Source organism: Vibrio sp. (assembly GCF_984391705.1).
Genome location: NZ_CFHWOM010000025.1, coordinates 33,496 through 53,157, shown reverse-complemented (window position 1 = coordinate 53,157; position 19,662 = coordinate 33,496). Strand labels below are relative to the sequence as shown.

General features: G+C 43.9%; 17 protein-coding genes. 8 read left to right on the top strand and 9 right to left on the bottom strand.

Annotated elements, in window-relative coordinates; all coding sequences use genetic code 11:
• Both AC4MRV_RS13535 and AC4MRV_RS13530 read left to right on the top strand, forming a co-directional pair.
• The coding region (locus AC4MRV_RS13535) for a pyruvate formate lyase family protein (protein WP_491187857.1) at positions 1-1,092 on the top strand (1,092 nt) is incomplete at its 5' end.
• A gap of 185 nt (positions 1,093-1,277) precedes the next feature.
• Entirely contained in the window at positions 1,278-2,273 is a 996-nt protein-coding gene (locus AC4MRV_RS13530) for a lipid A deacylase LpxR family protein (protein ID WP_491187859.1), read from the top strand.
• Here the strand turns inward: AC4MRV_RS13530 and AC4MRV_RS13525 are convergent.
• Positions 2,270-4,150 carry a methyl-accepting chemotaxis protein gene (locus tag AC4MRV_RS13525; RefSeq protein WP_491187856.1) on the bottom strand — a complete coding sequence of 627 codons (1,881 nt, stop codon included), beginning with the start codon at positions 4,148-4,150 and terminating at the stop codon, positions 2,270-2,272. The two genes, AC4MRV_RS13530 and AC4MRV_RS13525, sit on opposite strands and share 4 nt — an antisense overlap.
• A gap of 226 nt (positions 4,151-4,376) precedes the next feature.
• Here AC4MRV_RS13525 and pflA point away from each other — a divergent pair, with 226 nt between their 5' ends.
• The 3 genes from pflA (at position 4,377) to AC4MRV_RS13510 (ending at position 6,478) form a co-directional block, all read left to right on the top strand.
• Positions 4,377-5,117, top strand: a complete 741-nt coding sequence (pflA, locus tag AC4MRV_RS13520; RefSeq protein WP_491187855.1) for a pyruvate formate lyase 1-activating protein — start codon at positions 4,377-4,379, stop codon at positions 5,115-5,117.
• 68 nt (positions 5,118-5,185) lie between these two features.
• The gene (locus tag AC4MRV_RS13515; protein WP_491187854.1) at positions 5,186-5,851 is read left to right on the top strand and encodes a hypothetical protein; all 666 of its coding nucleotides are present in this window, start codon (positions 5,186-5,188) and stop codon (positions 5,849-5,851) included.
• A 126-nt stretch (positions 5,852-5,977) separates the two neighbouring features.
• Positions 5,978-6,478: a YfbU family protein gene (locus AC4MRV_RS13510; protein ID WP_491187853.1), complete on the top strand. Its 501-nt coding sequence runs from the start codon at positions 5,978-5,980 to the stop codon at positions 6,476-6,478.
• A gap of 52 nt (positions 6,479-6,530) precedes the next feature.
• Here the strand turns inward: AC4MRV_RS13510 and AC4MRV_RS13505 are convergent, their stop codons facing one another.
• Both AC4MRV_RS13505 and AC4MRV_RS13500 read right to left on the bottom strand, forming a co-directional pair.
• Positions 6,531-8,417, bottom strand: coding sequence for a methyl-accepting chemotaxis protein (locus AC4MRV_RS13505; protein WP_491187852.1), 1,887 nt, complete (start codon positions 8,415-8,417; stop codon positions 6,531-6,533).
• A gap of 160 nt (positions 8,418-8,577) precedes the next feature.
• Positions 8,578-9,336 carry a MipA/OmpV family protein gene (locus tag AC4MRV_RS13500; protein ID WP_491187858.1) on the bottom strand — a complete coding sequence of 253 codons (759 nt, stop codon included), beginning with the start codon at positions 9,334-9,336 and terminating at the stop codon, positions 8,578-8,580.
• 365 nt (positions 9,337-9,701) lie between these two features.
• Here AC4MRV_RS13500 and AC4MRV_RS13495 point away from each other — a divergent pair, with 365 nt between their 5' ends.
• The 3 genes from AC4MRV_RS13495 (at position 9,702) to AC4MRV_RS13485 (ending at position 14,590) form a co-directional block, all read left to right on the top strand.
• Complete coding sequence (locus AC4MRV_RS13495; protein WP_491187851.1) at positions 9,702-11,636, top strand: PrkA family serine protein kinase; 1,935 nt, start codon at positions 9,702-9,704, stop codon at positions 11,634-11,636.
• A gap of 134 nt (positions 11,637-11,770) precedes the next feature.
• Complete coding sequence (locus AC4MRV_RS13490; RefSeq protein WP_491187850.1) at positions 11,771-13,042, top strand: YeaH/YhbH family protein; 1,272 nt, start codon at positions 11,771-11,773, stop codon at positions 13,040-13,042.
• A 9-nt stretch (positions 13,043-13,051) separates the two neighbouring features.
• Entirely contained in the window at positions 13,052-14,590 is a 1,539-nt protein-coding gene (locus AC4MRV_RS13485) for a SpoVR family protein (RefSeq protein ID WP_491187849.1), read from the top strand.
• Between the two features lie 54 nt (positions 14,591-14,644).
• Here the strand turns inward: AC4MRV_RS13485 and AC4MRV_RS13480 are convergent, their stop codons facing one another.
• The 6 genes from AC4MRV_RS13480 to msbA form a co-directional block, all read right to left on the bottom strand.
• The gene (locus AC4MRV_RS13480; protein ID WP_491187848.1) at positions 14,645-15,115 is read right to left on the bottom strand and encodes a GrpB family protein; all 471 of its coding nucleotides are present in this window, start codon (positions 15,113-15,115) and stop codon (positions 14,645-14,647) included.
• Positions 15,116-15,180: 65 nt separating this feature from the next.
• Entirely contained in the window at positions 15,181-15,882 is a 702-nt protein-coding gene (locus tag AC4MRV_RS13475; RefSeq protein WP_491187847.1) for a class I SAM-dependent methyltransferase, read from the bottom strand.
• Positions 15,883-15,975: 93 nt separating this feature from the next.
• Positions 15,976-16,728 (bottom strand): 3-deoxy-manno-octulosonate cytidylyltransferase, encoded by a 753-nt coding sequence (gene kdsB / locus AC4MRV_RS13470; RefSeq protein WP_491187846.1) that lies wholly within the window; start codon positions 16,726-16,728, stop codon positions 15,976-15,978.
• A complete protein-coding gene (locus AC4MRV_RS13465; protein ID WP_005474972.1) occupies positions 16,728-16,907 on the bottom strand; it encodes a Trm112 family protein in 180 nt (59 codons plus the stop codon). Before AC4MRV_RS13465 ends, kdsB begins: the two co-directional genes overlap by 1 nt.
• Complete coding sequence (gene lpxK / locus AC4MRV_RS13460) at positions 16,888-17,895, bottom strand: tetraacyldisaccharide 4'-kinase (protein WP_491187845.1); 1,008 nt, start codon at positions 17,893-17,895, stop codon at positions 16,888-16,890. The genes AC4MRV_RS13465 and lpxK overlap by 20 nt, the downstream gene beginning before the upstream one ends.
• A gap of 3 nt (positions 17,896-17,898) precedes the next feature.
• Positions 17,899-19,647, bottom strand: a complete 1,749-nt coding sequence (msbA, locus tag AC4MRV_RS13455; protein ID WP_491187844.1) for a lipid A ABC transporter ATP-binding protein/permease MsbA — start codon at positions 19,645-19,647, stop codon at positions 17,899-17,901.
• Between the last annotated feature and the right edge of the window lie 15 nt (positions 19,648-19,662).

The following is a 19,662-nucleotide window of genomic DNA, read 5'->3' as shown; positions in this document are numbered from 1 at the left end:
ATCCAGTACGAAAACGACGACCTAATGCGTCCAGATTTCGACAACGATGACTACGCTATCGCTTGTTGTGTATCGCCAATGGTTATCGGTAAGCACATGCAGTTCTTCGGCGCTCGTGCAAACCTAGCTAAGACTCTACTATACGTTATCAACGGCGGTGTAGATGAGAAGCTTAAGATCCAAGTTGGTCCTAAGACTGAGAAGATGACTGACGAAGTTCTAGACTTCGACAAAGTTTGGGCTGGTCTAGACAACCTAATGGATTGGCTAGCTAAGCAATACGTGACTGCGCTAAACGCAATCCACTACTCTCACGACAAGTACAGCTACGAAGCAGCACTTATGGCTCTTCACGATCGTGACGTGCGTCGTACAATGGCTTGTGGTATCGCTGGTCTATCTGTTGCAGCTGACTCTCTATCTGCAATCAAATACGGCACAGTTAAGCCAATCCGTGACGAAGACGGCATCGCGATCGACTTCGACATCTCTGGCGACTACCCGAAATTTGGTAACAACGATGCACGTGTAGATGACATGGCTTGTGAACTTGTTACTATCTTCATGAACAAGATCCGTAAGCTTAAGACTTACCGTGACGCTATCCCTACTCAGTCTATCCTAACTATCACTTCAAACGTGGTATACGGTAAGAAGACTGGTACTACACCAGATGGTCGTAAAGCAGGTGCTCCATTCGCACCAGGTGCAAACCCAATGCACGGCCGCGATGAGAAAGGTGCGGTAGCATCTCTAACATCTGTAGGTAAACTACCGTTTGCTGATGCGAAAGATGGTATCTCTTACACATTCTCTATCGTTCCTAACGCACTAGGAAAAGAAGAGAACTCACAGCGCGCTAACCTTGCAGGTCTAATGGATGGTTACTTCCACCACGAGACTGGCATCGAAGGTGGTCAGCACCTAAATGTGAACGTTCTTAACCGCGACACTCTAGAAGACGCAGTTAAGCACCCTGAGAAATACCCTCAGCTAACAATCCGTGTATCTGGTTACGCAGTACGCTTCAACTCTCTAACTGCAGAGCAACAAGCTGACGTAATCGCACGTACTTTCACTGAGTCTCTATAATCTCAGCTGAATGAATAAAAAGCCCCGCTGCACAGCGGGGCTTTTTTTTGTCTTATTGATCCCTATCCACGAGTATTTGCGCCAAAAAAACCTCGGCATAATATTTGCTTAAATCGCTTATAACTTTAAGTTTACTTTTCGCTAAGCTTGCCACCTTTTGTATGCCGTAATTATTCATAATGACTATTAAAAAAGCTTCTCTCATTCCATTGCTGATGATCTCTCTGAATACGCTGGCTTCGGAGCGTTCTACATTCAATTTCGCATTGGACAATGATGGGTTATTTGGTGTTGATCAGGACTACACCAATGGTTTATTTCTGACCTATACATCGGGCGCGATTAATCCTCATTGGCTATTCACGCCACTCAGCCTTTCCATGTGGGGCGCAGCCTCGCTCGATAAAGTCGAGTTTTCCCTCGGACACAAGATGTATACCCCCAGTAATATCTCTGCTGATCAACCGCTTGAAAACGAACGACCTTACGCCGGCTACCTCCACACCGAGTTTAACTACATCAGCCTTCATCCCCAGCAGGCTCAACGCTTTAATTTGACCATAGGAACTACGGGGGAAAGCTCCCTAGCCGATAGAGCTCAAAGTATCGTTCACAGCCTTACGGGCTCTAAAGAGCCAAACGGTTGGGCTTATCAAATCGAGGATGCTCGAGTCGGTAGTGTGGGATACCTTGCCCACTTTAATATGATGCGAGCTCGTTCAATTGCTAATACAGACTTTGAACTTTCAAACGTTTCCGAAGGCAATTTTGGTAATTTCCGTTCTGATATTTCGACAGGTGTGATGCTCCGTTGGGGGACAGATCTTGCCGGAAGTATGGGCGCGGCAAACATCGATAATGAATTTACCTTTCGTCCAGGTATGTTAGGTGGCTCAAAAGGGGGGTGGTTCCTATTTGCTGGTATAGAAGGACGCTACCGTTTCAATGATTTCACTGTGGAAGGTTACCGTCCGGGAATTGAAGAGAACCCCGATATCTCTGACCCGAGCATTTACGACGTTACACTCGAAAACTGGCAAGCAACAGCAGTAGCGGGTATCGCATGGTACGGCCGAGGTTTTGGTGCTACATTGAGTAGCGCCGCTAAAACACCAGACTACAAAGAGGCTTCCGACTCTCTTTATGGAAACGGAAGCCTCTCTTTATACGCGTTCTTCTAAACGTTAAAGCGCTGGCAGTCTTGGTTGAGGCTGCCAGCCCTACTCTCAACCTGGCCACTTATCGCTTTAAGCTGCTCGTTGTTCTCTTCAAGCTCCTTCATCGCTCCCGAAATCTGAGTCATGCTGTCAGCCATTGACTGACTCGTTGTGGCCAGCTCTTTGATCGAACTGAAGATCACTTCAGTTTGGTGAGATGCTTCATCGGCTTTATCTGTAATCGTTTTCAAAGCATCCATTGCTTCGTGACCACGTTCGCGACCTGTCGCCATAGAAGATTCCGATTGACCAATATATTGAATAACCTCAGCACTTTCTTTTTTCATCGTATCAATCGTTTCAGAAATTTCAGACACCGCATCTACTGTTCTAACTGCCAAGCTACGAACTTCATCGGCGACTACCGCGAATCCACGACCTTGCTCACCTGCCCTCGCGGCCTCAATGGCAGCATTTAGCGCAAGTAAGTTTGTCTGCTCAGCAATCCCGTTGATGATCTCCATTACCGAGTCAACTTTCGACGACGCTTCTTCTAGCTGCTGGATGTGACTGGCCGCAGATGTCAAAATAGAGCCGACTTCTTCTAATGAACCAATTGCTGCACCAATAATTTTTGCTCCATCTTCTGCTGAGCGCGTAGAAGAACGACTGATTTCCGCAACAAACTCCAACGAATTTGACACTTCTTGAGTGGTGACACTCACCTCTTCTGTCGCAGAAGCAAGTAGCTGAGTTTGCCCTAATACTTCGCTTTGGTGATGAGAGAGCATGTCCAACCCTTGGTTTAACTCCGCGACATTCCCTTTCAAGACCTCACTACTTTCTTGTACCCCTTGCACCAATCCGCCTAAATTTTCGCAACTATCATTGATGCTTTCGGCAAGCTGATTGAACTCATCATTCTTGTTGCTAGTAAGAGACATACGTTGCGATAAATCACCGGCAGACAGGCCGTGTAAAACCTCTCGAGTTTTGCTCAGCGAGCGAGATAGAGAAGAGTTTTGCATGATAAATATGGCGATGGTTAGTACAGCTAGAACAATACAAGCGATGAGTATTGACCACTGAGTCTGAGAAGACGCCTTTTCAGCTGACGATTGATACTGCTCTGAAATCGTACCGAGGTCACTCGTAATCGACGCAATAATTTGTGTTAAGGTTGATTTAGATGCCAACAGTTGTTGTTCCACACTTCCAAGCTGCTGAGATAATTCGCTGACTCGCATGAATGTCGATTTGTATTGCTCTATCTCTTTCTCATACAACTCAAGCATAGCGTATACATTCGACATGCTCTCAAAGCCTGCCATTGCCCGGTTGAACAGCTTTAGGTTTTCTTCGTTTGGTTGTAGTAAATAGTTTTGCTGAGATTTCACCATGGCCTGAAAATCAGAATTCAGAGTAACCATTCCCGTTTCTTCGATCTTTTTCTCGATGGTCGTAGCAAGTTGTTTTAGCTCACCTAACTTGCCTTCGTCGATTGAAAAACCGAGCTCTTGCTTAAGGTTTAGCCATGGATTGGCAGCGGATTCAAACTGAGACACATTTTTTGTTAATGTATCCGCTTGTGAAGATAGGCCAACTTGATTTAGAAATTCAGCGTCAACGCTAACTGCAGACACAATTTCTGAAATATCTTGCTTGGCTTGTGCCACTTGCGAGCCTGAGAGGTTGTCGAGATTACTACTTAGCGTAAGAATCTTACTTTGAGTTTGATAGATTGACATGGAGCCTGAAGCAATATCAGCACTCGAATGATATTGGTTACTCATCTGAGTTAGTCTAGATGACGAGAAACCGGCTAAGGCAACAAACCCAAACGTCAATATGACTAGAAACAGTATCACTTTCTGTTTCTGTGAAAGCGCAAGCATATCCATAAATATTCCTTAAACATCAGTGGGATGTAAAATACTTGCCTAGCCAACTTTGTATTTTATTTATTAATATTATTATGATTTATAACATTTTTATAACATACATTTTAGCCCAAGTATGTTTTTTTTTCTTATTTAGCAAAATGTTGTTTCAAAGCCTCTCTAACCCTATTTAAACCCCACTTTTTGTAATAAAATAACGCACAAATAACCTATTAGAGATGAGCTCATGTCAACAACCGGTCGAATTCATTCTTTCGAGTCTTGTGGTACTGTCGATGGACCTGGAATCCGTTTCATTGTCTTCATGCAAGGCTGTTTGATGCGCTGTATGTACTGCCATAACCGCGACACATGGGATACGCATGGCGGCAAAGAAGTCACCGTTAACGAGATCATCACTGAAGCAAAAAGTTATCGCCATTTCATGAATGCGTCCGGTGGCGGTGTAACCTGTTCAGGCGGAGAAGCAATGCTACAGCCTGAGTTTGTTCGTGATTTTTTCCGAGCTGCTCAAGCCGAAGGTATCCACACTTGCCTAGACACCAATGGTTATATACGCAAGCACACAGATGTAATTGATGAAGTGTTAGAAGCCACCGACCTTGTCATGCTTGACCTAAAGCACATGAAAGATGAGATCCACCACGATTTCATTGGTGTCTCTAACAAACGTACTTTAGATTTTGCTCGATACCTTCATAAGCTTGGTCAGAAAACGTGGATTCGCTATGTTGTCGTTCCTGGCTACACAGACGATGAAGAAGCCGCACACATGCTTGGTGATTTCATCAAAGACATGGACAACATTGAAAAGATTGAGCTTCTGCCGTATCACAAGCTTGGTGCACATAAGTGGGAAGCACTAGGACACGATTACCCCTTAGAAGGCGTTAACCCACCTTCTAAAGAAACAATGGATAAGATCGTTTCGATTCTTGAGCAGTATCACTCAAATGTAAAATATTGATACCAAGCGACCACTTTTTCGTAAAAAATACCAACCTCAATTAGGTTGGTATTATTTGGGGAGTCAGTGTGCTACTTAATCAGTTCTTTGCTTTCGTTGTCATTGTTGGGGTGATCCCACTGGTTTGGCACGATGTGAAAAACGTATTTTGGCCAAAGCTGCAACAAGAACGCGCATTTCAGCACCTTACCTTTGCTGTTGTTGTATCACTTACCTTGCTATGGTCGGCGCAGGCTGGTGTAAAAGAAGGGCTCTTTATCCATTTTCTAGCTCTAACAACGCTGACTTTGATGTATGGCTGGCGCAGCGCTTGCGCGCTGTCTTTTCTCATTGCTTCCCTCCTTACATTTGCAACTGAGCTATCTTGGTATCAACTCCCTGAATATCTACTCTTCTCTTGCCTAATGCCGATTGGAATCAGCCAGTTAGTTTTTCTCTTCAGCTACCATTATTTACCACGCAACATATTCGTATTTATCTTCGTTGCAGGCTTTTTTAATGGTGCTCTTACAGGCTCTTTCCATTTGCTGTCCAGTGGCCTTTACTACTGGTTCTTGGGGTATCATGACTGGACAACAATCGTCGACAACTACCTAGTCTTTATCCCCTTACTTGCCTTCCCCGAAGGTCTGCTTAACGGCATGTCGTTAACCATGTTCACAGTCTTTAAGCCTGAATGGTTACGCGTTTTTTCTGACCGCGACTACATCTACAATCACTACCATAATAAATGAAACAATTTTCTGAGTAATCTTTGTACTTTTCATATTAAATATGTGTTGAGATCATGTTTCAGCAATCAATGAACAGATAACCTAAGCACATTAAAAATGTATTAGATTATTTTAGTGAGGCCCCTAATGGAAATGACTAACGCTCAACGTTTGATCCTTTCGAACCAATACTACCTAATGTCTCAAATGAACCCTGAGAACGCAGAAAAGTACAAGCGCCTGCAAACTATTGTTGAACGCGGATACGAGCTGCAAATGAGTGAGCTTAACAAAGATTTTGGACGCCTAAGCGAAATTGAATGTCGTGAAGTAATCGACACGATGGAGATGTATCACGCGATGCAAGAGTCAAACAAAATGTTGACCGAAGATGAACGAAAAGACGTCGATCAACGTCGCCTAACTTTCTTAGGTTTTGATATCGCAAGTGAAGCTCAACTGGTTAACTATGTACGCTTTTTGACCGATTCTGAAGGTCTATACCCTCAATTTGATAAAGGCGACCACCACTTCAACGCTCAAATGCCGATGCAAGAAAAGTACCGTCGCATGTTGACAACCTGGCGCAACTGTCCACGCCAATATCACCTATGTGCAAATGAACTTAAGCAAATATTTAACGCTTAATCAGATGTATATAAAAAGGGACCACGAAGGTCCCTTTTTTATTACCGAGGGTTTAACTTAGCTTAAACGTCGCAACTTTCGCACTAAGCTGTTCCGCCTGGATTCTAACTTGGTCAGAGCCCTCTGAACTTTGGTTCGCACCCACAACCAGTTGGTCGGCGACGTCTTTGATTGAAGTAATATTTTGCGTAATCTCACTAGTCACGTGAGTCTGCTCCTCCGCCGCTGTAGCAATCTGAGTTGCCATATCACTTATCAAAGTTACAGCTTGATTAATCTCACTTAGAGCTAGTGCGGCCTTGTCCGCATCTTCTACCGACAAATCGGCTAGTTCACCACTGCTCTCCATTATCGACACGGCTTGGCTTGTCGTATCTTGCAGTACAGAAATTGTACTTTTTATCTCTTCGGTAGAAGAGTGTGTACGCTGGGAAAGAACCCTAACCTCATCCGCGACAACAGCGAACCCTCGCCCTTGCTCCCCCGCTCGAGCCGCTTCAATCGCAGCATTTAGAGCAAGCAAATTGGTTTGCTCTGCGATGCCTTGAATTGTCGAAAGGACGGTGGAAATTTCTTGCCCATGACGCTCTAATGCACCCACTACGTGACGCGCATTCTCTAATTCGGTAGCAAGCTTATTAATTGAGCCTTTGGTATTTTCCACAAGAGTATGACCATTTTCAGTACTATGCGTCGAATCTTGTGCCGCTTGTGCAGTACGTTCAGCATGTGAAGCGATTTCTTGGGTTGCGCTCGCTAGTTCTGTTACGGCTGTAGCAACCATTGTAATCTCTTGTTGCTGGTGATGGATTTCATCCACCGTACGAGTCGCCCGTTGAGTACTTAGCTCTGATTGCTCGGTCAATTGATAGGATTGTTCTCGCATATGGCCAATAAGCTGCTGCAGGCTTCCAACAAAGACGTTGAAGTTATGAGCTAGCTTACCAACTTCATCACCAGACTCTACCTCAATACGTTGGGTTAGATCGCCACTACCATTAGCAATTTGCTCTAACGCAGTAGACACATTATTTAGAGGACGGAATAGTATCGTGCACAAGATGTTGAACAAGATGATACAAATAACGACAACAATCGTTGTGACGAGCAGTTGACCCCACACGGCACTAAATAGCGGTGAAACTAACGAGTCGTAATCCACGACAATGACTGTTGTAAGCTCAGTACCATCAATTTTACTGGCATATATCACCGACTCTTTACCCAAAACCTCAACAAAAATGTCATGCCCAGTGCGCACGGCTTTTTCAATGGTCGCGACATCTAACCCCAGTTTTTGTAATGATTCATTAAGAAGCTGAGTGTTTTGATGCACAAACACGTTACCTTGCGCGTTAGCAATGAACATGTAACCTTGTCCTGGAAGGATGACTTTGCCCATGCTGTTCAAAATGTCGGTAATTTCAACATCAGCGCCAAGAACAACTTGTTCACCATGTAGTTTAAGAGCTTTGCCTAATGAAACAACATTAGCCCCTGTTGCTGCAGCAACTGTTGGGTTATCCATAAAAACTTTCGATGGTTGTTTCAACGCATTCTGATACCAACCCCACTTTCTTGGATCATCATTGCCAGCGGGCAAGACGACACCATTAGCGTTGTCTTGTGTACCATCCGGGTAGGCAACAAACACATTATCGAAAGCCGCTGAATGCTTCACCTGTTTGAGGTGAGTAATAATTCCCTCTTTTTTAGATTCTTCTGATAACGAAGATAGTGCGCGCTCTTTGGACGTAATCCAGTCTGCAACATACTGATTATATGAAGAAGCGGTGCTCTCAAGTCTCTGCTCTACCTCAATATTAAGGCGCTCCAAAGACGCTCGAAAAGACAGCCCCTCGACTAATAGTCCCCCGACTATGATGGCAATACTCGCGGATATTGCGAGTTTATTCTTTAGCGATAAATTATTTAGCATGGTTAATTCACTATTGATTTTATTTATTAGTGCGACCTTTATAAGTCATGCACATTATATTTCGAGGCTAAAATTAAATAATGATCCAGCTCGAAACTTTGCAAATCAACAGGTAATTAACCCATACTTTATGTCTGACTAATCTAAACCTTCGCGGTTTCTAAAATACGTACGCTACTCCAACATTCGCACTGGTATATACACCACTTTCTACCAGCGGACTGTACTGTACGTCACCCTCAAGGTTGGTGTAACGAATCCCTCCCGTTAGCCTAATGTTAGGAGTCAAATGCATATAAGCTGACGCGCCGATGAAGTACTGGCCATCCCAACTTGCATCAAACTCTTCAATCGCATAACCATTACTTTGTGCTCTTCGAGCTTCTGTCGAACTCACTCCATAGAGATGGTCATTCAACCTAGAGCTATTGTATGCATAGCCTATCGAAGGTGTTATGGCCCACCCTCTTCGACGAATTGGCAAACGCCACGCAGCTTCGGCATACAGTCCGTTATGAACATTTCTGACATCACTACCAGCGGTAAATTCAAACAAGCCAGCCAAGGTCACAAGTTGATAGCTAATGCCCCCCAATACCGACGCTTTACGCTCATCCATTAACTGAATCGCTGGATCATCCGAGTCTTTGGGCTTCAATGTTCTAGGGTCATAGACGAGTCGAAAGACAATATTCTGAGGAGACCCGACTGGACGCAGACGATAACCCGCACTGAAACCTCGAATAAAAATATGCTCTCCTTCGTAACCAATCATTGGAATGACCGTTTGATTCGATGGAGTATCTTTGTATACCGCAGGTGAATAGGAAGCGGCAGCGCCAAGAGACCACTGAGAAATCTTCGCATGCACAGAAAGACTAACCAACAACGCTGATAAAAACAGCAGTACAAACCAAATTTTGTTCACCTTTATTCACCTTGGGATATATATTGACCACAGGATTATATGGTACGACGTACATTTTATCAAACCGATGTACGGTTTCTTTTTGTTTAAACATAACACCCACGTATAAACGCCAAAAATCATTGATAATATGAATCATTCCTAAAGCACGCGGTTTAAACAAACTGGTCAGTAAATCTCTCACCTAAGCACTTCTTCCTTACTTCCTCTTCGCATTTTGCTTTTCATCACAATTTGCAATTAAACACATATTTTTTAAGCAAAATTCTAAAAACCAACTAGTCTTAAATTAGAAAGGAATTAGCTTTTCTATGCGGGTTTATTGTCATTTTGACAGGTTCAGAGGGGAATTCATTATGAGTATTTTCGACCATTTCCAAGCACGCTACGAAGCCTCCAAGGATGAGGAACTCTCCTTACAAGACTTTCTATCCCTTTGTAAGGATGACAAAAGTGCTTATGCCAACGCGGCAGAGCGCCTATTAATGGCAATTGGGGAGCCACAAATCATCGATACTGCTCAAGATCCCCAACTCAGTCGTATCTTCTCCAATCGAGTCATTTCTCGCTACGACACATTTAAAGATTTCTATGGTATGGAAGATGCCATTGAGCAGATTGTTTCTTACCTAAAACACGCTGCTCAAGGCTTAGAAGAGCGCAAACAAATTCTCTATCTATTGGGTCCTGTTGGTGGGGGTAAGTCGTCACTAGCCGAAAAACTGAAAGCGCTAATGCAGCAAGTTCCGGTGTATGTTCTTTCAGCTAATGGTGAGCGAAGCCCAGTGAATGACCATCCCTTCTGCTTGTTTGACGTTAATGAAGACGGCGAACTTTTGAAGCAAGAGTATGGCATTGAAAAACGCTACATACGTTCAATTATGTCACCATGGGCAGCGAAGCGACTCCACGAATTTGGCGGCGACATTTCTAAATTCAAAGTGGTGAAAGTTCGCCCATCGATCTTAGATCAACTCGCGATTGCGAAAACTGAGCCAGGTGACGAGAATAACCAAGACATTTCATCGTTAGTGGGTAAAGTAGACATTCGCCAATTGGAACATTTCTCACAAGACGATCCAGATGCGTACAGCTACTCTGGTGCATTATGTCGTGCAAACCAAGGCTTAATGGAGTTTGTTGAGATGTTTAAGGCACCAATTAAGGTGCTCCATCCTCTACTAACGGCGACGCAAGAAGGTAACTACAACGGGACAGAAGGGCTATCAGCACTGCCATTTGACGGAATGATATTGGCTCACTCAAACGAATCAGAGTGGCAAACCTTCCGTAATAACAAAAACAACGAAGCTTTCCTTGATCGTGTTTATATTGTCAAAGTGCCATACTGTCTACGTGTATCGGAAGAAGTTAAAATCTACCAGAAATTGCTTGACCACTCAGAGTTATCGAAAGCACCATGCTCACCAAGCACTCTAGAACTGCTTTCTCAATTCAGTATTTTGTCGCGTTTGAAAGATCCGGAGAACTCATCAATTTTCTCTAAAATGCGTGTCTATGATGGTGAAACCCTCAAAGATACCGATCCAAAAGCGAAGAGCTATCAAGAGTATCGAGACTTTGCGGGCGTAGACGAAGGCATGTCCGGGCTTTCAACTCGTTTCGCGTTTAAGATTCTCTCTCGCGTGTTCAACTTCGATCAAACTGAAGTTGCGGCAAACCCTGTGCATCTGTTCTACGTTATCGAACAACAAATTGAACGTGAACAGTTCCCTCAAGAAACGGCTGAGAAATATCTTGAATTCCTTAAAGGCTACTTGGTGCCTCGTTACGTAGAGTTCATCGGCAAAGAAATTCAAACAGCTTACCTAGAGTCATACTCAGAATATGGTCAAAACATCTTTGATCGATACGTAACCTACGCTGATTTCTGGATCCAAGACCAAGAATACCGCGATCCAGAAACTGGCCAACTGTTCGATCGTTCGGCGCTCAATAACGAACTCGAAAAAATCGAGAAAACTGCGGGCATTAGTAATCCAAAAGACTTCCGTAATGAGATCGTTAACTTCGTATTACGTGCGCGTGCAAACAACAACGGTCAAAATCCAATTTGGACCAGCTATGAAAAATTACGTACGGTAATCGAGAAAAAAATGTTCTCGAACACTGAAGAGCTTTTACCTGTTATTTCCTTCAACACCAAAACCTCTTCTGAAGATCAGAAGAAACACGATGACTTTGTCGCTCGTATGATGGAGAAAGGCTATACCGAGAAACAAGTGCGTTTACTATCTGAGTGGTACTTACGCGTTCGTAAGTCCTCTTAAGTAACGATGATGAATTTCCTTCACTTACGAAGGAAAGCCCATGATGTACCTGCCAGAGATTATCTGGCAGGAGTTTGGATGCGAGATAGATACATCGAAACTGTTAGTTTCACGGTGCAGATAAGAGGTGACTCATGGCGCAATTTATTGACCGAAGACTTAACGGCAAAAATAAAAGTGCAGTAAACCGCCAGCGCTTTTTACGCCGACACAAAGATCAGATTAAAGAGTCTGTCGCAGACGCGGTAAATCGCCGTTCCATCACTAATACGGAAACCGGTGAGGATGTCGCAATTCCGCACAAAGATATAAAAGAGCCTGTTTTCCATCAGGGTAAAGGCGGTTTGAAAGAGCGTGTTCATCCCGGCAACGACCAATTTATTACCGGTGATAAAATAGAGCGCCCTAAAGGAGGAGGCCAAGGAGGAGGCTCTGGTGAAGGCGATGCAAGTCCTGATGGAGAAGGCCAAGATGAATTTGTGTTTCAAATCTCCAAAGACGAGTATCTCGATATTTTGTTTGAAGACTTGGAGCTGCCAAATTTAGAAAAGAACCAGATAGCCAAGATTACTGAGTGGAAAACCCATCGTGCGGGATACCAAACCGCTGGGGTTCCTGCCAATATTGCTATCGTAAAATCTCTTCAACAATCGTTAGCTCGCCGCACCGCGATGACAGCGGGCAAAAAACGCATGCTACGTGAACTAGAAGAAGCGCTTGATAAAGTCAAAATGAGCGAACCAGCTCAACTTCTTGAAGAACAGCGTTTACAAGAAGAGATCAAAACACTGCGTAGAAAAATTGACACAGTTCCTTTCATCGATACGTTTGATCTGAGATTTAAAAACTACGAACGCCGACCTATACCTTCTAGCCAAGCTGTAATGTTTTGCCTGATGGACGTTTCAGGCTCTATGGACCAAGCAACCAAAGACATCGCTAAACGCTTCTATGTGTTGCTATACCTTTTCTTGACTCGCACCTATGAAAACGTCGAAGTCGTGTTTATTCGCCACCATACTCAAGCCAAGGAAGTCGATGAACACGAGTTTTTCTATTCTCAAGAAACCGGGGGAACCATTGTTTCAAGTGCGCTTAAATTGATGAACGAAATCGTCGCAGACCGCTTTCCTGTTGGAGAATGGAATATCTATGCGGCACAAGCATCCGACGGTGACAACTGGGCAGATGACTCCCCACGTTGCCGTGAACTACTCACCAAAAATCTTTTACCTAACTGTCAGTACTACTCCTACATCGAAATTACTCGACGCTCGCATCAAACCTTGTGGCACGAGTACGAAAAACTTGCTGGAGACTTCCCCAACTTTGCGATGAAGAATATTCGCAGTGTTGAAGATATCTTCCCAGTGTTCCGAGAGCTTTTCAAAAAAGAGACCGCTTAGGGAGGCACTATGACAACTAAAACCAAAAAGCCAACCAAGAATAAGGCATTGCCTGATGGTCCAGATTGGACATTTGACCTACTAGACCGCTATCACCAAGAGATCAAGCGCGTCGCTGATCACTATCGTCTTGATGCTTACCCAAACCAGATTGAGGTCATTACTTCTGAGCAAATGATGGATGCTTACTCAAGTATTGGTATGCCCATCAACTACAATCACTGGTCCTTTGGTAAAAAGTTCATCCAAACAGAGCAAGGCTATAAACATGGTCAAATGGGCCTCGCTTACGAGATCGTGATTAATTCCAATCCGTGTATCGCTTACCTTATGGAAGAAAACACGGTAACAATGCAAGCTCTAGTTATGGCGCATGCTTGTTATGGTCACAATTCTTTCTTCAAGGGCAACTACCTCTTTCAGACTTGGACTGACGCCAGTTCGATTATCGACTATTTACTATTTGCTAAAAACTACATCGCTGAATGCGAACAGAAATATGGAGAAAAAGAGGTTGAAGAGCTATTGGACTCATGTCACGCCTTAATGAATTTTGGCGTGGATCGATACAAACGCCCTGAAAAAATCTCTATCGCGGAAGAGAAGTCTCGACAAGAAGAGCGTGAAGCTTACCTCCAATCTCAGGTTAATGACCTTTGGAGAACTGTGCCAAAGTCTAACGTTGAGCAAGAGGATCAAAAAGTACGATTCCCAAGTGAACCGCAAGAGAACATCCTTTACTTTATTGAGAAGCACGCCCCACTTCTAGAATCATGGCAACGCGAAATCGTTCGCATCGTACGTAAGATCAGTCAGTACTTCTATCCACAAAAACAAACCCAAGTCATGAATGAGGGTTGGGCAACTTTTTGGCATTACACCATTCTCAATCACCTTTACGACGAAGGCTTAGTGACAGATCGATTCATTTTAGAATTTCTTCACAGCCACACAGGTGTTGTCGCGCAACCTCCATACAACAGCCCCTATTTTAGTGGTATTAACCCTTATGCTTTAGGGTTTGCCATGTTTAGAGATATTCGCCGTATTTGTGAGGAGCCTACCGATGAAGACAAAGAATGGTTCCCTGAACTGGCCGGGTCAGATTGGTTAGAGGCCGTTCATTTTGCGATGCAGAATTTCAAAGATGAGAGCTTTATTAGCCAATACTTATCTCCGAAGTTAATGCGTGACTTTAAGCTCTTCGCCATCGTCGATGACGACCGGAAAAACTACATCGAGGTAAGCGCTATTCACGACGATATGGGTTACCGCTCGATACGTGAAAAGTTAGCTGCACAATATAACCTAAGTAACTTGGAACCCAACATTCAGGTGTTTAACGTCGACGTAAGAGGTGATCGCTCACTTACTTTGCAGTACGTACCCCATGACCGTATTCCACTCGATGACAGTTATGATGAGGTATTGAAACATCTTTATCGCCTGTGGGGTTTTGACATCATTCTCGAAGAAGTAAAAGAAACAGGCAGACGAGAAATACTGAGTACTTGCCCAAAACGCAGCGACTATGATGCGAAAATATAGTGGCTGATGATAAGTTTGCCAAAGTAACGGAAGCCTAGCGATAGGCTTTCGTCTTTATCTTTCTAGAACTTGTTCAATGAATAGCGACTTCTTTTGACGATATGCCTCTTCTGACCACCCTTCACAAGACAATTTTAGTTTGTTGTACTGCTTCACCAACAAGGGAGCCGCCCTAAGTCTATCCCTAAAGACTAAAAAGCATTCAAATTCCGACCCACTCGCGACAACCTGCAACGCGACATCTTCCTTGCCCGTTGATTCGAGCATGCATAATGTGTCTGTACGAAGCGTGTCGATTTTTTCACTGAAGCCTAGCTTTTTAAGCTCGCAAACGCATTGTTCAAGCATAGATGCTTCTACTGCGACAAATATGTCTAAGTCACCTTTTGAAATCGCACCAGGGATTGAAGATGCTCCCACATGTTCAACTCTAGCATCGGGCAACAACCGCGAAATTTGCTCCCGATAAGAATCAAACAGCCGATTACAATTGGGCTGATATTGCTCTGAATTGTAAAACTTCACCCAAACACCTCCTACCTTAAATTGATTATCATGAACTTAGATTGCAAACAGATACATTTCGAACGTCAGACTAACTTCTCACAGCGTACAAAAATAAAGTTCGGATTTTTCTTCAAATACTCGTATGTAGGTAATGACGTTTGCTTCACACTCTCATCCACTTTACCTTCACTAACCCTCGATATATGCAAGCCTGACGATGTGATTGCATCACAAATCTCTGTTAAAGAACGACGATAGAAACTCACTTTAACAGGCTCACCTACTGTGTCCCATTCTTCCTCAACTTCCTCACGCAAAAAATAATTGCCGGAAACTGAGCATTCAAAATCGGCAAATGGGTGGTGCGTTGAAAAGACCATATATCCCCCTGGTTTCAATACTCGGTATACTTCGGCAAAAACGGGCACTAAATCTTCGATATAATGGAGTACAAGTGGACACACGATTAAGTCAGCACTTTCGTTTGGTTCACGCGGAAGCCCAAGAGCGATATCTTGAACATAAGCATTGACTCTTTCTCCGTGTTTCTCCTGAACTAAAGATATCATTTCATGAGACAAATCTGTGCAAGTGAGCTGGTTGACTGAGTGCTCTAAAAACCAACTCACGTACTCCCCAGGCCCGCACCCCATATCAATGACGTCTTTGCCAGCCACATCATCTAGCATTGCTAACGTCGAAGGCCTTTCCAATAAAGCGTTGTAAATGTTGTCTTTTACCACTTCAGCATATTTAGAGGCATGCTTGGTATACATCTCTGACATATCAACTCCAATTCAAACTCGTTGTTGGTACATGTTCTCCAAAACAAAACGCCCGATGAGATTCATCGGGCGTTAAGATTTCGGTCGTACTGCTTATTGATTCGCAATAATTTGTCGCACTACTTCCAAATCTTCGGGCGTGTCTACACCGGCAGCCGGCGCTTGCTTCGCCACTTCGACATGGATTTTCTCTCCATACCAAAGTACACGCAACTGCTCCAAGCATTCGATTTTTTCGAGTGCTGTTGGCTGCCAATTAATGTAGGTATTAATAAAGCCCGCGCGATAAGCGTAGATGCCAATGTGGCGCATTAACGGCTGCTTAATAACCTTCCCACCATTGGCAAAGTTATCACGGTCCCATGGAATCGTTGCTCTGCTAAAGTACATCGCGTAGCCATCTTTGTCAGTGAGCACTTTAACAGCGTTTGGGTTAAAAACTTCTGCTTCATCTTCAATCTCAACTGCCAATGTCGCCATTGGAGCTTGACTGTGTGCAAGATTGTTTGCGACCTGAGTAATAATACTTGGCGGAATAAGAGGTTCATCACCCTGAACATTTACAATGATATGATCATCGGCAATGCCCATTAAGTCCACAACTTCAGCTAAACGCTCAGTCCCTGACTCATGATTTGGAGAGGTCATACATACTTGACCACCAAAGGCTTTAACTGCACTTTCAACGCGTTCATCATCAGTAGCAATAATAACGTTTTCAGCACCTGCTTGAATCGCCTGTTCGTAAACCCACTGAATCATGGGCTTTCCAGCAATATCTGCAAGCGGCTTACCTGGTAATCGGGTCGACTGATAGCGTGCAGGTATAACGACAGTAAATGACATTAACGTCCCTCATCCATACTCATCTGGCGAGCTTCTGGCTCTAGTAAAACAGGAATCCCTTCTTTGATTGGGTACGCCAAACGATCCAACTTACAGATTAGCTCTTGCTTATCTTTATCAAATGTTAGCTTACCTTTACATACTGGACATGCCACGATTTCAAGCAGACGGTGATCCATACGTTTCCTTAACCTCTTTTATCTTGTTCAAAATGCGCTGTTCATCTTCACTCGAAAAACTGGCGGTAACGGGTAAATACCACCAATTGTCCTCTGCATAATCAGCACATTTTACTGCGTCTTTTTCTGTCATGATCAGATGCTTACCGCGCTTAGCTAGCGATTCCAGTTCCGACCGTTCAAAATCTTTATGATCAGCAAACCCTTGTGTAAAGATAGGCTTTGCATCTAATTGTTCCAAGGTCTTAAAGAACCTTGGCGGGTGACCAATGCCCGCCATTGCGACAAGTTGATCCAAATTTGCCACAGACTCCAGTTGCTGACTACGTAAGTTAATCGCGTCACTAGGAATAAGCGCCATCGCGACTTCCCCTGGCTCGGCTTGGCCACCATTAGTAATGACCAAATCGACTTCTCTCAGTCGGTCAGTACTTTCGCGTAGTGGCCCCAAAGGAATCAAAGATTCGTTACCAAAACGGCGCTTACCATCCACCACCACAATTTCAACATCGCGCTGCAAAGCGTAGTGCTGAAGTCCGTCGTCAGTAATAATAATATCAACACCTAGGGGTAATAACGCTTTAACGGCATCACTGCGTGTCGGAGAAACCGCTACAGGCGTACCCGTACGACTAAAAATCAACTTAGGCTCATCACCGCAGTGTTTGGTTGGTGTCGAATCTTCAACAATAAGTGGGTAGTTAGGCGCTTTAGCCCCGTAACCACGAGATACAACACCTGGCTTATATCCCAATGCTTGGAGCCGCTCAACTAGCCAAATGACAACTGGTGTTTTTCCATTGCCACCAGCGGTAATATTGCCAACGACAACAACAGGTACTGGCGCACGATAACTCGGCTTGTTTCCAGACTGAAACTTTTTTCGTCTCGATTGACTGATCAAACAAAACAGTTTGCTCAATGGCCACAATAGCGGCCAAAGCAAATATTTCACCGGATGATTTTCAAACCAGATCTTTTCAATCACTGATTAGCCACCAAACTGAATTCGGTGAAGCTGGGCATATGCGCCATCTTTCGCAATCAGGGACTTATGATCACCGCGTTCAACAATCTCACCTTCATCTACCACTAGAATTTCGTCGGCTTTTTCAATGGTAGAAAGGCGATGTGCAATCACTAGCACGGTTTTGTTTTTCTGCAACTCATCTAATGCTGATTGAATTGCTTTTTCTGACTCCGTATCTAGAGCCGATGTTGCTTCGTCCAAAATCAAGACCGGAGCATCACGTAGAAGTGCACGAGCAATCGCTATTCGCTGACGCTGGCCACCAGACAGGCTTGCGCCATTTTCACCAACAATGGTTTCGAAACCTTCATCCAACTTGTCAATAAAGTCGGTCGCATGTGCAAGCTTAGCCGCATGCTCAATTTGCTCACGACTGTATTCGCCATTCGTCGCGTAAGCGATATTGTTAGCAATCGTGTCATTAAACAAATGTACGTTTTGAGATACTAATGCGAAATGACTGCGCAGGTTGCTGAGTGTATAGTCGTGAATATCATGACCATCTAGGGTAATACTGCCTGAGTCATAGTCATAGAAGCGGGTGAACAAGTTCGCAATGGTACTTTTCCCCGATCCAGAACGTCCGACAAGTGCAACCGTCTTACCCTGAGGAATGTTGAAGCTGACTTGATTAAGTGCCGGTTTCTCTTTTCCTTGATAGGTGAAAGTCACGTCCTTAACTTCTACTTCACCACGAACATTCGCTGATTCATATTGGCCTTTATCAACTTCAGTGTCCAAGTCCATCAAAGCAAACAAGGTTTGACTTGCCGCCATACCACGTTGGAATTGAGACACTACGTTAGTGATCGCTTTTAATGGGCGCATCAAGCCAAACATCGCAGAGAAGATTACTGTAAATGTACCTGGTGTTAACTGATTTCGAATTTCGTCGAAGCTCGCTAAGAAAAGAACGGCTACCAATGCTAAAGAAGCAATCATTTGGGTAACAGGGTTTGCAATAGCATGAGCGGTAACAAACTTCATCGACTGTTGGCGCATTTGATTGCTCACTTTATCGAAGCGCTCTCGCTCTATCTCATGACCACCGTAGCTAAGAACAACCTTATGACCTTTAAGCATTTGCTCGGCGGACGCGGCAACCTGCCCCATGGCAGTTTGCATGTTTTTACTGATACGACGATAACGCTTAGATACGATGCCAATAACCCAAGCGACAATAGGCGCGACTACAAGAAGCACAAGTGATAGCTGCCAGCTGTTCCAAAACATCAGAACCAACAAGCCGATAATACTTGCACCTTCACGTACAATGCTGACCAGAGCTTTACTCGTTGCAGCAGAGACTTGTTCCGAATCATAAGTGATTCGAGACAACAGTGCCCCTGGTGTTTCCTTATCAAAGTAGCTAACAGGCATATGCATAAAATGATTGAATATCATTCGGCGCATTTGCATCACTACGTTACCAGAGACCCAACTCAAGCAGTAGGTCGAAACAAAACTTGTGACACCACGGGCAAACATCACACCAAGTATGATAAGAGGTAAAATCTTTAGAAAGTTGGATTCCGCATTACCAAAACCTTCATCTAATAACGGTTTTAGGAGAGATACCATATAAGTATCAGCAACAGCATTCAGTACTAAAGCAATAACAGCAACAACGAGGCCTTTTTTGTACAAGCGAATATAGGTCCATAAACGCTTAAAAGTGTTCCACGTTGTTTCGTCTCTATCTATTGTCATAAAACTGCTTATTTT

Bases quoted from the DNA above. Each gene is read 5' to 3' on its own strand.
- AC4MRV_RS13485 (WP_491187849.1), top strand. From the start codon at position 13,052: ATGACAACTAAAACCAAAAAGCCAACCAAGAATAAGGCATTGCCTGAT.
- AC4MRV_RS13495 (WP_491187851.1), top strand. From the start codon at position 9,702: ATGAGTATTTTCGACCATTTCCAAGCACGCTACGAAGCCTCCAAGGAT.
- AC4MRV_RS13465 (WP_005474972.1), bottom strand. From the start codon at position 16,907: ATGGATCACCGTCTGCTTGAAATCGTGGCATGTCCAGTATGTAAAGGT.
- AC4MRV_RS13525 (WP_491187856.1), bottom strand. From the start codon at position 4,150: ATGGATATGCTTGCGCTTTCACAGAAACAGAAAGTGATACTGTTTCTA.
- AC4MRV_RS13490 (WP_491187850.1), top strand. From the start codon at position 11,771: ATGGCGCAATTTATTGACCGAAGACTTAACGGCAAAAATAAAAGTGCA.
- pflA (WP_491187855.1), top strand. From the start codon at position 4,377: ATGTCAACAACCGGTCGAATTCATTCTTTCGAGTCTTGTGGTACTGTC.
- AC4MRV_RS13475 (WP_491187847.1), bottom strand. From the start codon at position 15,882: ATGTCAGAGATGTATACCAAGCATGCCTCTAAATATGCTGAAGTGGTA.
- AC4MRV_RS13505 (WP_491187852.1), bottom strand. From the start codon at position 8,417: ATGCTAAATAATTTATCGCTAAAGAATAAACTCGCAATATCCGCGAGT.
- msbA (WP_491187844.1), bottom strand. From the start codon at position 19,647: ATGACAATAGATAGAGACGAAACAACGTGGAACACTTTTAAGCGTTTA.
- kdsB (WP_491187846.1), bottom strand. From the start codon at position 16,728: ATGTCATTTACTGTCGTTATACCTGCACGCTATCAGTCGACCCGATTA.
- AC4MRV_RS13510 (WP_491187853.1), top strand. From the start codon at position 5,978: ATGGAAATGACTAACGCTCAACGTTTGATCCTTTCGAACCAATACTAC.